Genomic DNA, 14026 nt, shown 5'->3' on the forward strand with positions numbered 1-14026 from the left:
CTGTTCAATTCTATCTTTAGGATTGTACTAATTCTTTTGAAGCCTCAAGTTTGACAGATACAAGTTTCGATACTCCGGATTCTTGCATTGTTATACCATAAAGCACGTCAGCACCCTCCATTGTTCCTTTTCGATGGGTGATAACTATAAATTGCGTTTCTTCGCTAAATTTCTTTAAATATTTACTAAAACGATACACATTGGCCTCATCAAGTGCCGCTTCCACTTCATCCAGAATACAGAATGGCACAGGGCGGACCTTTAATATAGCAAACAGAAGAGCAATCGCCGTCAACGCTCGTTCCCCTCCAGAGAGAAGACCTAAATTTTGCAACTTTTTCCCAGGTGGTTGTGCAACAATTTCAACACCTGTATTTAATAAATCTTTAGGATCTGTTAGTTTTAATTCAGCACGTCCACCGCCAAACAAAGCTTTAAAAATCGGTTCAAAGTGGAACTTTACCGCTTCAAAGGTTTGCTCAAAACGTTTCTTCATTTCTTCATCCATTTCGTCGATAATTTGCAGCAGTGTTTCCTTTGCCTCGACCAAATCCTTTTGCTGTTCATTTAAGAATTGATATCGTTCAGAGACACGCTCATATTCATCGATGGCACCAATATTAACAGTCCCTAATTCATCAATTGCAAGTTTAATTAATTTCACTCGTTTTTGTGCTTCTTCTATCGGTACCTGTAAAGGATATTGTTCTTTAGCTGCTTCAAAAGTTAGCATATATTCTTCACGTAAACGTGTAAGTCGATTTTCTAAATCAACATCTAACCGGTTAATTTTAACCTCTTCATCCTTAACAACTTCTACTAACCCTTTATGCTGACGCTTTAATTCCTTTAGGTTTATTTCTGCATCCTCAAGTTTTGTTTGAAGTTGGATTCTTTCTTCACGTCTTATAGATATTAACTTTGTTGTTTCATTCTTATCTATTAATTTTTTTTCTGCTGCCTCCGAAAGTTCTTCCTCACCTGAATGATTATTTGTCATTTCTCCTTCAAGCCAATTTAAATCTTCGGAGTAGACAGCCCTTTTTTGCAAGCACTCTTCTATCTCAATCTCTGTATTATTTAATCTTTCACGACTCGAAACAAGTTGTTCATTTTTTACTGCTAAATCTGCTTTTAAATCACTGATTTCCGCTAAAAGTTCATCCTTAGAATTTTTTTGATTATTTTTCTGTAATGTAAGCGTTTCGATTTCCTTCTCAAGGCTTTCAATCTTAACAGTGATATCTTGTAAATGAATTGTTAATTCTTTGATCCGTTGGTCTATATTTGAAACAGATTGAATTGATTCTAATCGTTCCATGTCATAGATCTGAAGCTTTTCATTTAAATTTTTCTCCGCTAATTCAATCTGTCTCATCTCGGATTTTAGTTCTTGTTCATTTAAGCGAAGCTTTTCGCCTTGTTGTCTTGCTTCTTCAAGATTTTTTTCGCTTTGAACAACTGTTTGCTTTAACGTTTTTACTTGTTGTTCCAGTTGTAAGGTCTTATCCTCCATTGAGACAATTTTTTCTTTTAGATCCTCTAGTTCACCTTTTCGACTAATAAGAGAGGCTGTCGTATTTTTAGCCGCTCCTCCAGTCATCGATCCTCCTGGATTAACAATATCACCATCTAATGTCACAATTCGATAACGATATTGTAATAACTTAGCTACTTCATTGGCTCCTTGTAAATCTTTGGTGATTACTACATTCCCTAAAAGATTGGAAATAATTGTCCGGTATTTAGAGTCCACTTCTACAAGATCGGCTGCCATTCCAATAAAAGATTGGGAGGAACGAACGATTTCTAGCTGATTTAGAGGCAATCCTTTTCCCTTAATAATATTTAGCGGTAAAAATGTCGCACGACCATATCTGTTTTTCTTTAAATATTCTATTGCTTTCCTTCCATCTTCCTCTGTCAAAACAATGATATTTTGTGCTGAACCACCTAAAGCTGTTTCAATCGCTAATTCATATTGTTTAGAAACTTGAATAAGTTCTGCTACTGCGCCTTCTATCCCAGATAATTTGGAATCTCGAGCCTTTAACACCTCACGCACACCCTGATAGAAACCTGAATAGTCTTCTTCCATTTCCTCTAATGTTTCTTTTCTTGATTTTGCCTTTTGTAAATATTGATAAGCTTGGTAAAGTGTTGTTTCCTGTTTTTGATATTGGTTTTTTAATGTTTCTAGTTTGTTTTGATGTTCACGGAATTGATGAACTTGCTTCTCTATCTCACTCCGAATATGTGTGAGTTGTTCCTCCGTGTTCCGTTTCTCCTCTGAAATCATTTGTCTTTGATCGATATATTTTTTATTCTCATCATCAAGTTTCTGATTTTTTGATTCATGTTGATTAAGCTGTTGTTCTAATAGGTTTTTCTCATTTCGACTTGATGCCTTCTCATTTAATAATTCGATATAATCCCCTTTTAGAGATTCAATTGTTGCTTCGATATCAATATTTAATTGATTGGATAACTCTATTTTTTCCTTGAGCAGTTTCCTCAAGGATGAAGCAGATTTCGTATGATTATCAACTTCTGCTGTTAATAAACTTTTTTGCTCTTCAAGTTTAGCTAGTTTTGTCGTCATTTCTTGAACATTTTTTTCAAGTTGTTCTTTATTATTACTAGCATTCTTCTTTCTTTCTTTAAGAACTTCTTTCCTTCCCTCGAGCTTTTCTAACTCTTCTGTTGCTGAAAGTAATACATTTTGTAAATCATTAATCGATTCGTCAAGCGCATGAAGACGATCTCTCATTTCCTCAATGATTGCTTCTTCCTTTTGAACCTTCGAAGAAAGACCCATTTCCTGATCTTGATGAATATCTAATTGTTTTTTCAAAATTTCCCATTTATGATTCAGTTCCTCAATCTCATAAACAGTTAGTGCCACTTCAAAATTCTCTAATTCATTTTTTTTATCTAAATAATCCTTAGCGATAGAAGACTGGATTTTTAATGGTTCAACCTGACTTTCTAGCTCATGGAGTATATCATTGACGCGATTTAAATTTTCCGCCGTTTCACCAAGTTTTGCTTCTGCCTTTTTCTTGCGTGTCTTATATTTTAGTACACCTGCTGCCTCTTCAAAAATGGTTCTTCTTTCTTCTGCTTTACTGTTCAAAATCTCTTCTACTTTTCCTTGACTAATGATGGAAAAAGCTTCTCGACCAAGTCCAGAATCCATGAACAAATCAATGATATCCTTTAGACGACAGGATTGCTTATTTATGTAAAACTCACTATCGCCTGACCGATATACTCTTCTAGTTACACTAACCTCATTATATTCAATAGGTAATCGATGTTCTTCATTATCTAAAGTTAATGTTACTTCAGCAAAATTAAGAGGTTTTCTTGAATCACTTCCAGCAAAAATTACGTCCTCCATTTTGCCACCGCGGAGGGATTTGGCGGATTGCTCTCCTAATACCCATCTAACAGCATCAATAATATTACTTTTCCCACTGCCATTTGGACCTACAACTGCCGTTACTCCAGGTACAAATTCAACAGCAATTCTTTCGGCAAATGACTTGAATCCTACTATATCTAAGCGTTTAAGAAACAAGCTTCTCCCTCCATTTTCTTTTCTTCCTCTTCACATATTCATGCTTCTAGGAGAAGTGATACTGCCATAACTATTGTTCAATTATTGGTGTTTTAAGTTTACTTAAGGCAATTTGAGCAGCATGCTGTTCTGCCTCCTTCTTTGATCTTCCCGTTCCTACTCCTAATTCTTCACCATTAAGTGTGACTCGAGAGACAAATTCACGGTTATGGGCAGGACCCCGCTCTTGAAGAACGATATATTCAAGTAAACCAGAAGCATCCTTTTGAACAAATTCTTGCAATTGACTTTTAAAATCCATCACATGAGAAAAAGCACCGGCATTTATTTTTGGGTATACAACCTTTTCTAATATAGAAATAACTGTTTCAAGACCTTGATCTAAATATAAAGCACCAATGAATGCTTCAAATACATCTGCAAGCAAAGCAGGACGTGTTCTTCCCCCTGTCAGTTCTTCCCCTTTACCTAAAAGAACTAGCTCACCAAAATTTAATTCATTAGCAAATGTAACTAGTGATGGTTCACAAACTATTGCAGCTCGTAACTTCGTTAGCTTGCCTTCACTCATCGTAGGATATTTATTATAAAGATATTGTGAAACAGTAAGTTCTAAAACGGCGTCACCTAAAAATTCTAGTCGTTCATTATCAGCATGAAGTTTTTTACGATGCTCATTCACATATGATGAATGTGTAAATGCTTGTTTTAATAATTGTAACTGATTAAATTCTATTCCCATTTTCTTTTGGAATTGGTTAAATTTCTCGTCTATTTTCAATGAATATTTTTCATTTGCACGATATGATCTACGCATTTGGTCATCCACCTTGTTAATCTCTGTTATTTAAAACTACATATAAAGTTTATTAAAAAATTGCCTTTAGTGCAAAGGTCATTTTTTAAATATCATAACTAAACTAAATAGTCATTTCATAGCTTTCTCTATTAAATCTTTAATATATCAAAGTTTAGCAAAGAAAAAAGTAAAAGAGGGTGTCCTAAGTGAACAAATCACTTAGGGCACCCTTGTTCGATCATTATTGAACGATTATGCTTGAGCTTGTATGTAATTAACAGCGTCACCCACTGTTGCGATTTTTTCAGCATCATCGTCAGAAATTTCCATGTCAAATTCGTCCTCAAGTTCCATTACTAATTCAACTACATCAAGGGAATCTGCGCCTAAATCGTCTTTAAAAGAAGCTTCTAAAGTAACTTTAGATTCTTCTACACCTAAACGATCCACGATAATTTTCGTTACACGTTCTAATACGTCTGCCATATGGTTCACCTCCCCTCAAGACATTATAGATGAATTTGTTTAAATAATAAAGTGAAATTTATAGAGGAGTTGTAATTGCCTCTACCAACTACATTACCATGCCACCATCAACATGGAGGGTTTGACCTGTCATATAATCAGATGCAGTAGAAGCTAAGAATACTACCACACTTGCAACATGTTTTGGATCACCAAAGCGAGCTAACGGTATTTGCTTAAGCATTTCAGATTTAACTTCCTCAGGAAGCTTATCAGTCATATCGGTTGTTATAAATCCTGGAGCTACAGCATTAACATTTATCCCACGTGATGCAAGCTCCTTTGCTGTCGTTTTAGTTAAACCTATCACTCCAGATTTTGCAGCTACATAATTAGCTTGTCCAGGATTACCACTTACACCAACAATGGAAGCAATATTAATTATTTTTCCAGAACGTTGCTTCATCATTTGCCTTGTTACTCCCTTTGTGCAAAGGAATACACCTTTTAAATTGATGTTAATAACGTCGTCCCATTCCTCTTCCTTCATTCTCATCAATAAATTATCTCTTGTAATACCTGCATTATTAATAAGAATATCGAGTTTACCGAAAGTCTCAATTGTTTCTTTGACCATATCTTGCACTTCATTATTATTAGCAACATTACACTGAATGGCTTTGGCCTCTCTACCTAAAGCTAATATTTCTTTGACAACTTCCTCAGCTCTATCTTTACTCCCTGAATAATTCACAATAACATTAGCGCCTTCTCTTGCTAGTTCTAATGCAATTTCACGTCCAATTCCACGCGATCCACCCGTAACAAGGGCAACTTTTCCTTCAAGCTGCATCTTTTCTCCTCCTAGCTATTATTTATGCTATTTTCTATAACAATACTGTTATTGTAGGTAATACTTTAACGCATAGAACGGAACGACTGTACCTTATTAGAAAGTACGCCTACAGTAGGGCTATTACATAAGCAACAAACTATACGAAAACCGATTTCATTCATATTTGAGCGCTCAGTTACTACTTAGTTCACTAATAAGTTTTTCACAGCTTTCAATATCTTGAACGGAGTATGTTTTAACATCTCGATTTATTTTTCTTATTAATCCAGATAAAACTTTTCCTGGCCCTATTTCTATAAAAGTATCAACACCATCTTCGATCATTGTAACGATTGAATCCTCCCATAAAACAGGTGAATACAATTGTTCAATTAGTTTTGCTTTAATATCTTGAGATTGATGCATTGCTCCTGCTGTAACATTAGCAATAACTGGTGTTTTAGCATCTTGTACAGTGATTTCATCAAGAACCTGGACAAATTTTTCTGCAGCTGGTTTCATTAGCTCAGAATGAAATGGTCCACTTACTTGTAAAGGAAGTACACGCTTTGCACCTGATTCTTTTGCTTTTTGTGAAGCAAGTTCAACACCTTTTACTGTCCCAGAAATAACGATTTGTCCTGGACAATTTAAATTTGCTAATTGAACAGAATGACCACTTAACGTAATTTCTTTTGTAATTTCTTGAAGTGAATCTCGATCCAAGCCAAGTACAGCAGCCATCGTTCCTTCACCATTCGGCACAGCTTCTTCCATATATTCACCACGTTTATGAACAGCATAAACGGCATCCTCAAAATCAATTGCTCCAGCTGCAACGAGTGCTGTGTACTCTCCAAGACTATGACCTGCTGTATAATCTGCACGTATTCCTGCTTCTTCAAGACAATTTAATATAGCTATACTCGTAGTAAGTAATGCTGGCTGTGCATTGGTCGTTAATGTTAATTGATCCAATGGTCCATTTAAAATAATAGTTGATAAAGAATATCCCAAACGCTTGTCTGCACGTTCAAAGATTGATTTCGCATCAGCATTATTTTCAATTACTGATTCTCCCATACCAACCGTTTGAGAACCTTGACCTGGAAAAACAAATGCAATTTTCCCCATGATAATCTCTCCTTACTTGTTTTCCTTTTTTATCGTATCTTTAATAATTTGTGTCACTTGATGACTAGCCATTTCTCGTGCTTGTCTTACTGCATTATAAAGGGCATTGGCATTTGATGAACCATGAGCCTTAATAACCGGTGAATTTATACCAAAAAGACCTGCACCACCATATTCAGTGTAATCCATCATATTTTTTAATTCTTTAAGCTCATTTTTTACTAAACCAGCAGCCAATTTACTTTTAAAATTCGTCATAAATGCTTTTTTTAAGAGTGAGAATAACGATCCTGCTGTACCTTCAATTGTTTTTAACACCATATTACCAGTAAATCCATCTGTTACGACAACATCAGCCGGACCTTGTAAAAGCTCTCTTGATTCAATATTACCTACAAAGTTTAAATCAGCTTCTTTTAACAATTCAAATGTTTTTTTCGTTAATTCATTTCCTTTTTTCTCTTCCGTTCCAATATTCAATAAGCCAACCCGTGGTTTAGCAATACCACGTACCTTCTCTGCATAGATGGACCCCATAATGGCATATTGGAGTAAATGTTCTGGTTTCGCTTCAGCATTTGCACCCAAATCTAGCATAACAAAACCTTTACCATCAATTGTTGGTAAAGTAGGGGCAAGTGCAGGACGTTCAATTCCGTCAATTCGTCCAATAACGAATAGCCCTGCAGCCATTAATGCTCCTGTGTTTCCGGCTGAAATACAGGCATCTGCCTTGCCATCAGCAACTGCCTGGGCCATCAAGACCATGGAGGCTTGTTTTTTACGTCGAACGGCTTTGACAGGCTCATCAGTTCCTTCGATTACTTCATCAGTATGGACAACCTCAACACGTGGATTTTCTTCTAAATATTGTTTAATTTCATCTTCTTTCCCGAATAGTATTATTTCAATATCGGGAAATTCTTTAATTGCTTTATTTACACCTAAAACTATTTCCTTAGGAGCGTTGTCTCCACCCATTGCATCAATAGCAATTTTCATATTTGTCACCTTTTCTATTTCAAACTCTATCTATTATCGAAACAATCACATCTATTTAAATTAATGACTATTTCGATACATTTCGAACTCACCTTTAAATACAAGTTCATTTCCAACAAAACTATTAACCTCTACAACAGTTCGGTCTTTTTCATTATGTACATCGTATACTTTTGCTTTTGCAATCACACGTTCTCCTAGCTTTACCGAACGAGTAAAATGAATATTCGCTTTAGCTGTCAATGCTAATTCATCATTGATCACAGCAACTGCTAATGAATTTGCCTGTGCAAAAAGATGATGTCCTCGTGCAATCGCATTTCGTTTAAACACGTGTTCTTTTTTTACCTCGAAAATAGATATTGCACTTTTATCCAGGTCAATATCTATAATTTCTCCGATAACCTCATCGATCGGAAGTGAAATGACCTCATCTGCAAAACGTTTCTCCGCAACATTCTTTATCCTTTCCCTTAACTCTGGAATAGATAACTCCAGTCGATCTAAGCGAATGGTTTGGACACTTACATGAAATTGTTCTGCCAGTTCTTCATCAGTAATAAATGGATTAGTTTTTATCGTATCCTGTAATCGTATTTGCCGTTCTTTTTTCATTATCTTCATCAACAATCATCACCATTCACGATATTAGGACTTGGTACTAATAGTAGTATATAAAAAGAATGAGGAGAATGCAAGATAAGTAATCTTGCATTCTCCTTCAGTCTAATTTTTCTCCTGCTAATACTCCGGATTTCTCAATATAATTTCTTAATTGAGTATATTCATCATTTGTCCAGAAATCCACCTGATTTATAAGTAACTGCGCATCATTTCGTGCTACTTCAAGTGCACGATAATCATGTACCATGTCCGCAACTTTAAACTCAGGCAACCCACTTTGTTTTTTTCCAAAAAAGTCTCCAGGTCCACGAAGCTCAAGATCTTTTTCACTTAATAAAAACCCATCATTGGTTTCTGTCATTATTTTCATTCTTTCTTTACCAACATCTGTTTTTGGGTTTGCAAGTAGAAAACAATATGATTGATCTTCTCCTCTACCGACCCTGCCTCGAAGCTGATGCAATTGTGAAAGACCAAAACGTTCTGCATCATAAATGACCATAATTGTTGCATTCGGTACATTTACCCCAACCTCTACGACTGTTGTAGAGACAAGTACTTGAATTTGATTGCTACTGAACTCTTTCATTACTTGCTCTTTTTCATCTGGATGGAGGCGACCATGCATAAGCCCAACATGAAATTTTGATTGATAGTAATCCGTTAGCATATGATATACATCGATCGCATTTTGAACATCAAGCTTTTCAGATTCCTCTATAAGCGGACAAATGACATATGCCTGTCTCCCTTTAGATAACTCTTTTTCTACAAATCCTAATACACGCTCTAGCATCTCATGTTTTGCCCAATAAGTTTCAATCATTTTTCTCCCAGCTGGCAGTTCATCAATAATTGAAACATCCATTTCGCCAAAAGCAGTAATGGCTAATGTTCTTGGAATTGGAGTAGCCGTCATAAATAAAACGTCAGGAGCAATCCCTTTTTCTCTTAGAATTCTCCTTTGTTCAACCCCGAATCGGTGTTGTTCATCAGTTATTACTAAACCTAGACGCTGAAATTGAACCTCATCCTGAATCAATGCATGAGTTCCAATTAAGATATTTATCTCCCCATTTTCCAGTCTCTCTAAAAGCTCTTTTCGTTTTTTTCCTTTAACTGAGCTTGTTAGTAGAGCTACTTCCAAACCAACCTGTCCTAATAGGGCTTGTAAAGAGCTTGCATGTTGCTCCGCCAATATTTCAGTTGGTACCATTAAAGCACCTTGATATCCCGCGGTCCAACTAGCATATAATGCAACTGCAGCTACTACAGTTTTCCCTGATCCAACATCCCCTTGCAGTAAGCGATTCATTCGATAGGGGGATTTCAAATCTGCACATATTTCATTAATGACTCTTTTTTGTGCACCTGTTAGTGGGAAGGGCAATTTGTCGAAGAAATCACGTAGTTTTTGTAAATCATATTGCTGCGCAATCCCCGCAGAATGTTCTCTTTCAAATTTCCTTAAAGCCTGCATCTTTAATTGAAAGTATAGAAATTCTTCATAGACGAATCGTCTTCTGGCGTGCTTTACATCTTCTTGAGATTCGGGAAAATGCATCATTTTCATGGCGTCTTTCCTTGCCATTAATTTGTATTTTTCTATTAAGGAAATTGGTAGATTTTCATCAATTTCATGACCATAATGTTGAAATGCTTGAAGTATAAATTTCCTCAATGTTTTGACCGTTAATGATCCTTTAACAGAATAAACCGGTTCAAATTCAGCTGTATTTTGATGAGGGCCCAGCTTACATTCTTGGGCAGTTATTGCTGCACGATGTTTATCCCATTTTCCAGTCACTGTTATTGTATCAGCAATATTTAGCTTCTTTTTTAAATATGGTTGATTAAAAAAGTAAACTTTTATTAGATGCCTACCTACAAATAATTGAATAGTTAACCTGGAACGTTTGCGACTATAAAACATAAGAGAAGGCTCACTATGAACCTTCCCCTCAACAGTCACTTTCTCTTCGTGCTCGACATCTTGTAAATCTCGTAATCGATAATCTTCATAGCGATAAGGGAAATGCTCTAGTAAGTCAAAAACAGTAAATATCCCCATAGATGCAAGGATACTCGCGGTTTCCTCACCAATACCTTTAATAATAGATACAGAATCCTTTATATTAGTCACGGTCACCTAGTGGCATTCCAAAAATTTTAGCCTCTAATCTTCGGCCGGTTGGAGTTGCCGCAAGTCCTCCCTGAGCAGTTTCTTTTAAAGCAGTAGGCATACTCTGCCCTATTTTAAACATTGCATCAATCACTTCATCACATGGAATTCGACTTGTAATTCCAGCTAAAGCCATATCTGCTGCAACCATTGCATTTGCAGCACCCATCGCATTTCTTTTAACACATGGTACTTCAACAAGGCCTGCAACAGGATCACAAACAAGTCCGAGCATATTTTTCAAGGTAATCGCCATGGCCTCTGCACATTGAGAAGGTGTCCCACCTGCCATTTCGACAATTGCAGCAGCTGCCATCCCTGCTGCTGATCCAACCTCTGCTTGACAGCCACCAGCTGCACCAGAAATGGAAGCATTATTCGCAACAACGAAACCAAATGCCCCTGACGTAAAAAGGAATTGAACCATTTGTTCTCGTGTTGGATTTAATTTGTTTTTCACTGCGAATAGAGTACCCGGTACTACACCTGCAGATCCAGCAGTTGGCGTTGCACAAATCGTTCCCATAGCAGCATTTACTTCATTGGTTGCTACAGCCTTACTTACTGCATCTAAAATGGTTTCACCTGATAAAAAATTCCCTTTTTCGATATATCGTTGCATTAAAACAGCATCTCCACCTGTTAAACCAGAGTGAGAAGTCACTCCATTTAATCCACGTTCTACAGCATCTTCCATCACTTTTAGACTTTTGTCCATCTGAGAGAAAATTTCTTCACGTGATCTTCCTGTCACTTCCATCTCTTGTTCAATCATGATTTCGGAGATTTTTTTATTTTGAGTTTCTGCCATTTCCACTAATTCTGCTACATTTTTAAACATTTTAAAAACCTCCTTACTAGTTGCTATACCGTAAGCGCTCCCAAAACTTTACTTTTCAAATATAATTAAATTAATCCACAACTCTAGCAACTTGTGTGATATTTGGTAGTTCTTGAATTTCTTTCAAAATGAATTCATCAATATTATGATCAACTTCAATGACCATTAGTGCCATTTGTCCTACTTCCTTACGAGAAACTTCCATATGTCCAATATTGATTTCATATTTTGATAATACATTGGAAACTGCTGCGATAGCTCCAAATCGATCATTATGAACGACTAATATGGCTGGATGATGTCCTGTTAATCTAAGTTCAAAGCCATTCAGTTCAGTTATCTCAATTTTACCTCCACCTATGGAAATTCCCACAAGTTCCATTTCACCAATCTCATCACCAATAACAAGTCTTGCTGTATTAGGATGGTCTGGAACAGCGGTTTCGGTAAAAAATTCGATATGCAATCCTTGTTCCTTTGCAAGATTAATAGAATTGATGATCCTTTCATCGAAGGTATCAAAATCTAGTAAACCACCAACTATTGCAACATCTGTTCCATGCCCTTTATAGGTTTCCGCAAAAGAACCGTAAAAATAGATTTTCGCCCATTTAGGAACTCTGCCAAAAAGTGTACGAGCCACTCGACCAATTCTAGCAGCTCCTGCAGTATGCGAACTGGATGGTCCAATCATGACCGGACCGATAATATCAAATACGCTTTTATATTTCATTCTTGGCCAACTCCCTCGACTAGATATTATATTCACATTAACGATTTTTGTCGATAAAAAGGAAATAGAAGGGTTTCCCCTTCTATATATTATATCTTCAATTGTTTCATTGGTAAAATTATTTTAGCTGGTAAGAAATATTATTCAACAGAAATAATGAATGAATATAAAGGCTGTTTTCCATTATGAACTTCAACTTCAATATCTTCATAATTCTTCTCAATAAATGCTGTCACATTTTCTACCTGTTCAGCTGAAATATCTTCGCCGTAAATAATTGTAATTATCTCATCATCTTCATTGACCATTTTATTTACCAATGAAGTCGTTGCTGAAATAAGATCTTTACTTGTCTCAACAATTTTTCCATCAGCGATGCCCATATAATCATCTTTTTCAATGGCGATCCCATCAATAGTTGTATCCCGTACTGCATAAGTTATTTGCCCTGTTTTCACATGTTGGATAGCTTCTTTCATTAACTTCTCATTTTCCTCTAAAGATACAGATGGGTTAAATGAAAGTAGTGCTGACATTCCCTGTGGTACGGTTTTCGTAGGTAAGACAATTATTTCTTGTTCAGACACTTGTGCAGCCTGCTCAGCAGCCATAATAATATTTTTATTATTCGGCAAGATAATTATTTTTCTCGCATTTACTTCTTTTACAGCAGTCAATATATCTTCAGTACTAGGATTCATCGTCTGACCGCCTTCAATTACAGCACTAGCACCAATACTTTTAAATAAATCAGCAATTCCCTGACCCATCGAAACAGCAATAATTCCGTATTCCTGTTCTTCTTTAGGTACCGTTGTTTCTAATGTGTTATGCATATCTCCAATAATTGAACTATGCTGTTGTCGCATATTTTCGATTTTCATATTGATTAAGTTGCCGTATTGTTGCCCAAATGTTAATACTTCACCTGGTTGTTCAGAATGAATATGAACCTTAACCAGTTCATCATCGGAAACAACTAGTAATGAATCGCCAAAACGACTTAATTCATTACGAAACTTTTCCTCTGAAAACGGATGTTTTTTTAATTTATCTTCTTCAAATTTTACCATAAACTCCGTACAATACCCAAATTCAATATCTTCGGTATTCATGAAACTTTGAGCATTTTTATGATGTTCTGCGCTTACCATCTCATTCATGGAAAAAGAAATAGTTGATTCATTTGGTAACGCTTCCCCTTTTAATTCCGCCAAAAATCCTTCATAAACAAAAACAAGTCCTTGTCCACCACTATCGACTACTCCTACTTCTTTTAATACAGGAAGTAATTCTGGTGTTCGATTTAAAGACTTTTTCGCTTCCTCTACAATAGATTCCATAAATGGAATAAAATCAATTTCAATTTGGGCAATTTCTACAGCTTTTTTTGCAGCATCTTTTGCGACTGTTAAAACTGTTCCTTCAACAGGCTTCATTACTGCTTTATATGCTGTCTCTACACCTGCCTCAAGAGCAGCAGCAAATTCCTTTGTTGTTACTTCTTTATTATTTTCGATTGCTTTACCTAGCCCACGAAATAATTGAGAAAGAATGACTCCAGAGTTCCCTCTTGCCCCCATAAGTAATCCTTTAGACAGGGCAGCTGCTACATGTCCAATATGGTCTTGTACATTTTTTTGAACCTCTTTTGCACCTGATGTCATTGATAAATTCATATTCGTTCCAGTGTCTCCATCTGGTACTGGAAATACATTTAGAGCATCAACTATTTTCGCATTACTTGCCAAATGGTTGGCACCTTTTATAACCATCTCCGCGAAACGTTTTCCATCCAAAGATGTAATTGCCACGAATCTTTTCCTCC

11 protein-coding genes are annotated in these 14026 nt (G+C 36.1%); all 11 read right to left on the bottom strand.

Annotated elements, in window-relative coordinates; all coding sequences use genetic code 11:
* Positions 1 to 16 precede the first annotated feature (16 nt).
* Positions 17 to 3583 carry a chromosome segregation protein SMC gene (gene smc, locus NST63_RS16200; RefSeq protein ID WP_341042940.1) on the bottom strand — a complete coding sequence of 1189 codons (3567 nt, stop codon included), beginning with the start codon at positions 3581 to 3583 and terminating at the stop codon, positions 17 to 19.
* A 70-nt stretch (positions 3584 to 3653) separates the two neighbouring features.
* Positions 3654 to 4400 (bottom strand): ribonuclease III, encoded by a 747-nt coding sequence (gene rnc / locus NST63_RS16205; protein WP_058002618.1) that lies wholly within the window; start codon positions 4398 to 4400, stop codon positions 3654 to 3656.
* Positions 4401 to 4634: 234 nt separating this feature from the next.
* Positions 4635 to 4868 carry an acyl carrier protein gene (locus tag NST63_RS16210; RefSeq protein WP_058002617.1) on the bottom strand — a complete coding sequence of 78 codons (234 nt, stop codon included), beginning with the start codon at positions 4866 to 4868 and terminating at the stop codon, positions 4635 to 4637.
* A gap of 88 nt (positions 4869 to 4956) precedes the next feature.
* Positions 4957 to 5700 (bottom strand): 3-oxoacyl-[acyl-carrier-protein] reductase, encoded by a 744-nt coding sequence (fabG, locus tag NST63_RS16215; RefSeq protein WP_058002616.1) that lies wholly within the window; start codon positions 5698 to 5700, stop codon positions 4957 to 4959.
* 174 nt (positions 5701 to 5874) lie between these two features.
* Positions 5875 to 6816 carry an ACP S-malonyltransferase gene (gene fabD / locus NST63_RS16220; RefSeq protein WP_071976659.1) on the bottom strand — a complete coding sequence of 314 codons (942 nt, stop codon included), beginning with the start codon at positions 6814 to 6816 and terminating at the stop codon, positions 5875 to 5877.
* A gap of 12 nt (positions 6817 to 6828) precedes the next feature.
* Positions 6829 to 7818: a phosphate acyltransferase PlsX gene (gene plsX, locus NST63_RS16225; protein ID WP_058002614.1), complete on the bottom strand. Its 990-nt coding sequence runs from the start codon at positions 7816 to 7818 to the stop codon at positions 6829 to 6831.
* 60 nt (positions 7819 to 7878) lie between these two features.
* Positions 7879 to 8442 (bottom strand): transcription factor FapR, encoded by a 564-nt coding sequence (fapR, locus tag NST63_RS16230; protein ID WP_078109714.1) that lies wholly within the window; start codon positions 8440 to 8442, stop codon positions 7879 to 7881.
* A gap of 97 nt (positions 8443 to 8539) precedes the next feature.
* Complete coding sequence (recG, locus tag NST63_RS16235) at positions 8540 to 10585, bottom strand: ATP-dependent DNA helicase RecG (protein WP_341044210.1); 2046 nt, start codon at positions 10583 to 10585, stop codon at positions 8540 to 8542.
* Complete coding sequence (sdaAA, locus tag NST63_RS16240; protein WP_212941930.1) at positions 10578 to 11465, bottom strand: L-serine ammonia-lyase, iron-sulfur-dependent, subunit alpha; 888 nt, start codon at positions 11463 to 11465, stop codon at positions 10578 to 10580. Before sdaAA ends, recG begins: the two co-directional genes overlap by 8 nt.
* Positions 11466 to 11535: 70 nt before the next feature.
* Positions 11536 to 12198 (bottom strand): L-serine ammonia-lyase, iron-sulfur-dependent subunit beta, encoded by a 663-nt coding sequence (sdaAB, locus tag NST63_RS16245; protein ID WP_058002610.1) that lies wholly within the window; start codon positions 12196 to 12198, stop codon positions 11536 to 11538.
* Between the two features lie 140 nt (positions 12199 to 12338).
* Complete coding sequence (locus tag NST63_RS16250; protein WP_212941935.1) at positions 12339 to 14012, bottom strand: DAK2 domain-containing protein; 1674 nt, start codon at positions 14010 to 14012, stop codon at positions 12339 to 12341.
* Positions 14013 to 14026 lie beyond the last annotated feature (14 nt).

This window comes from Heyndrickxia sp. FSL W8-0496, from assembly GCF_038007825.1.
In the GTDB taxonomy this organism is placed as follows: Bacteria; Bacillota; Bacilli; order Bacillales; family Bacillaceae_C; genus Heyndrickxia; species Heyndrickxia oleronia.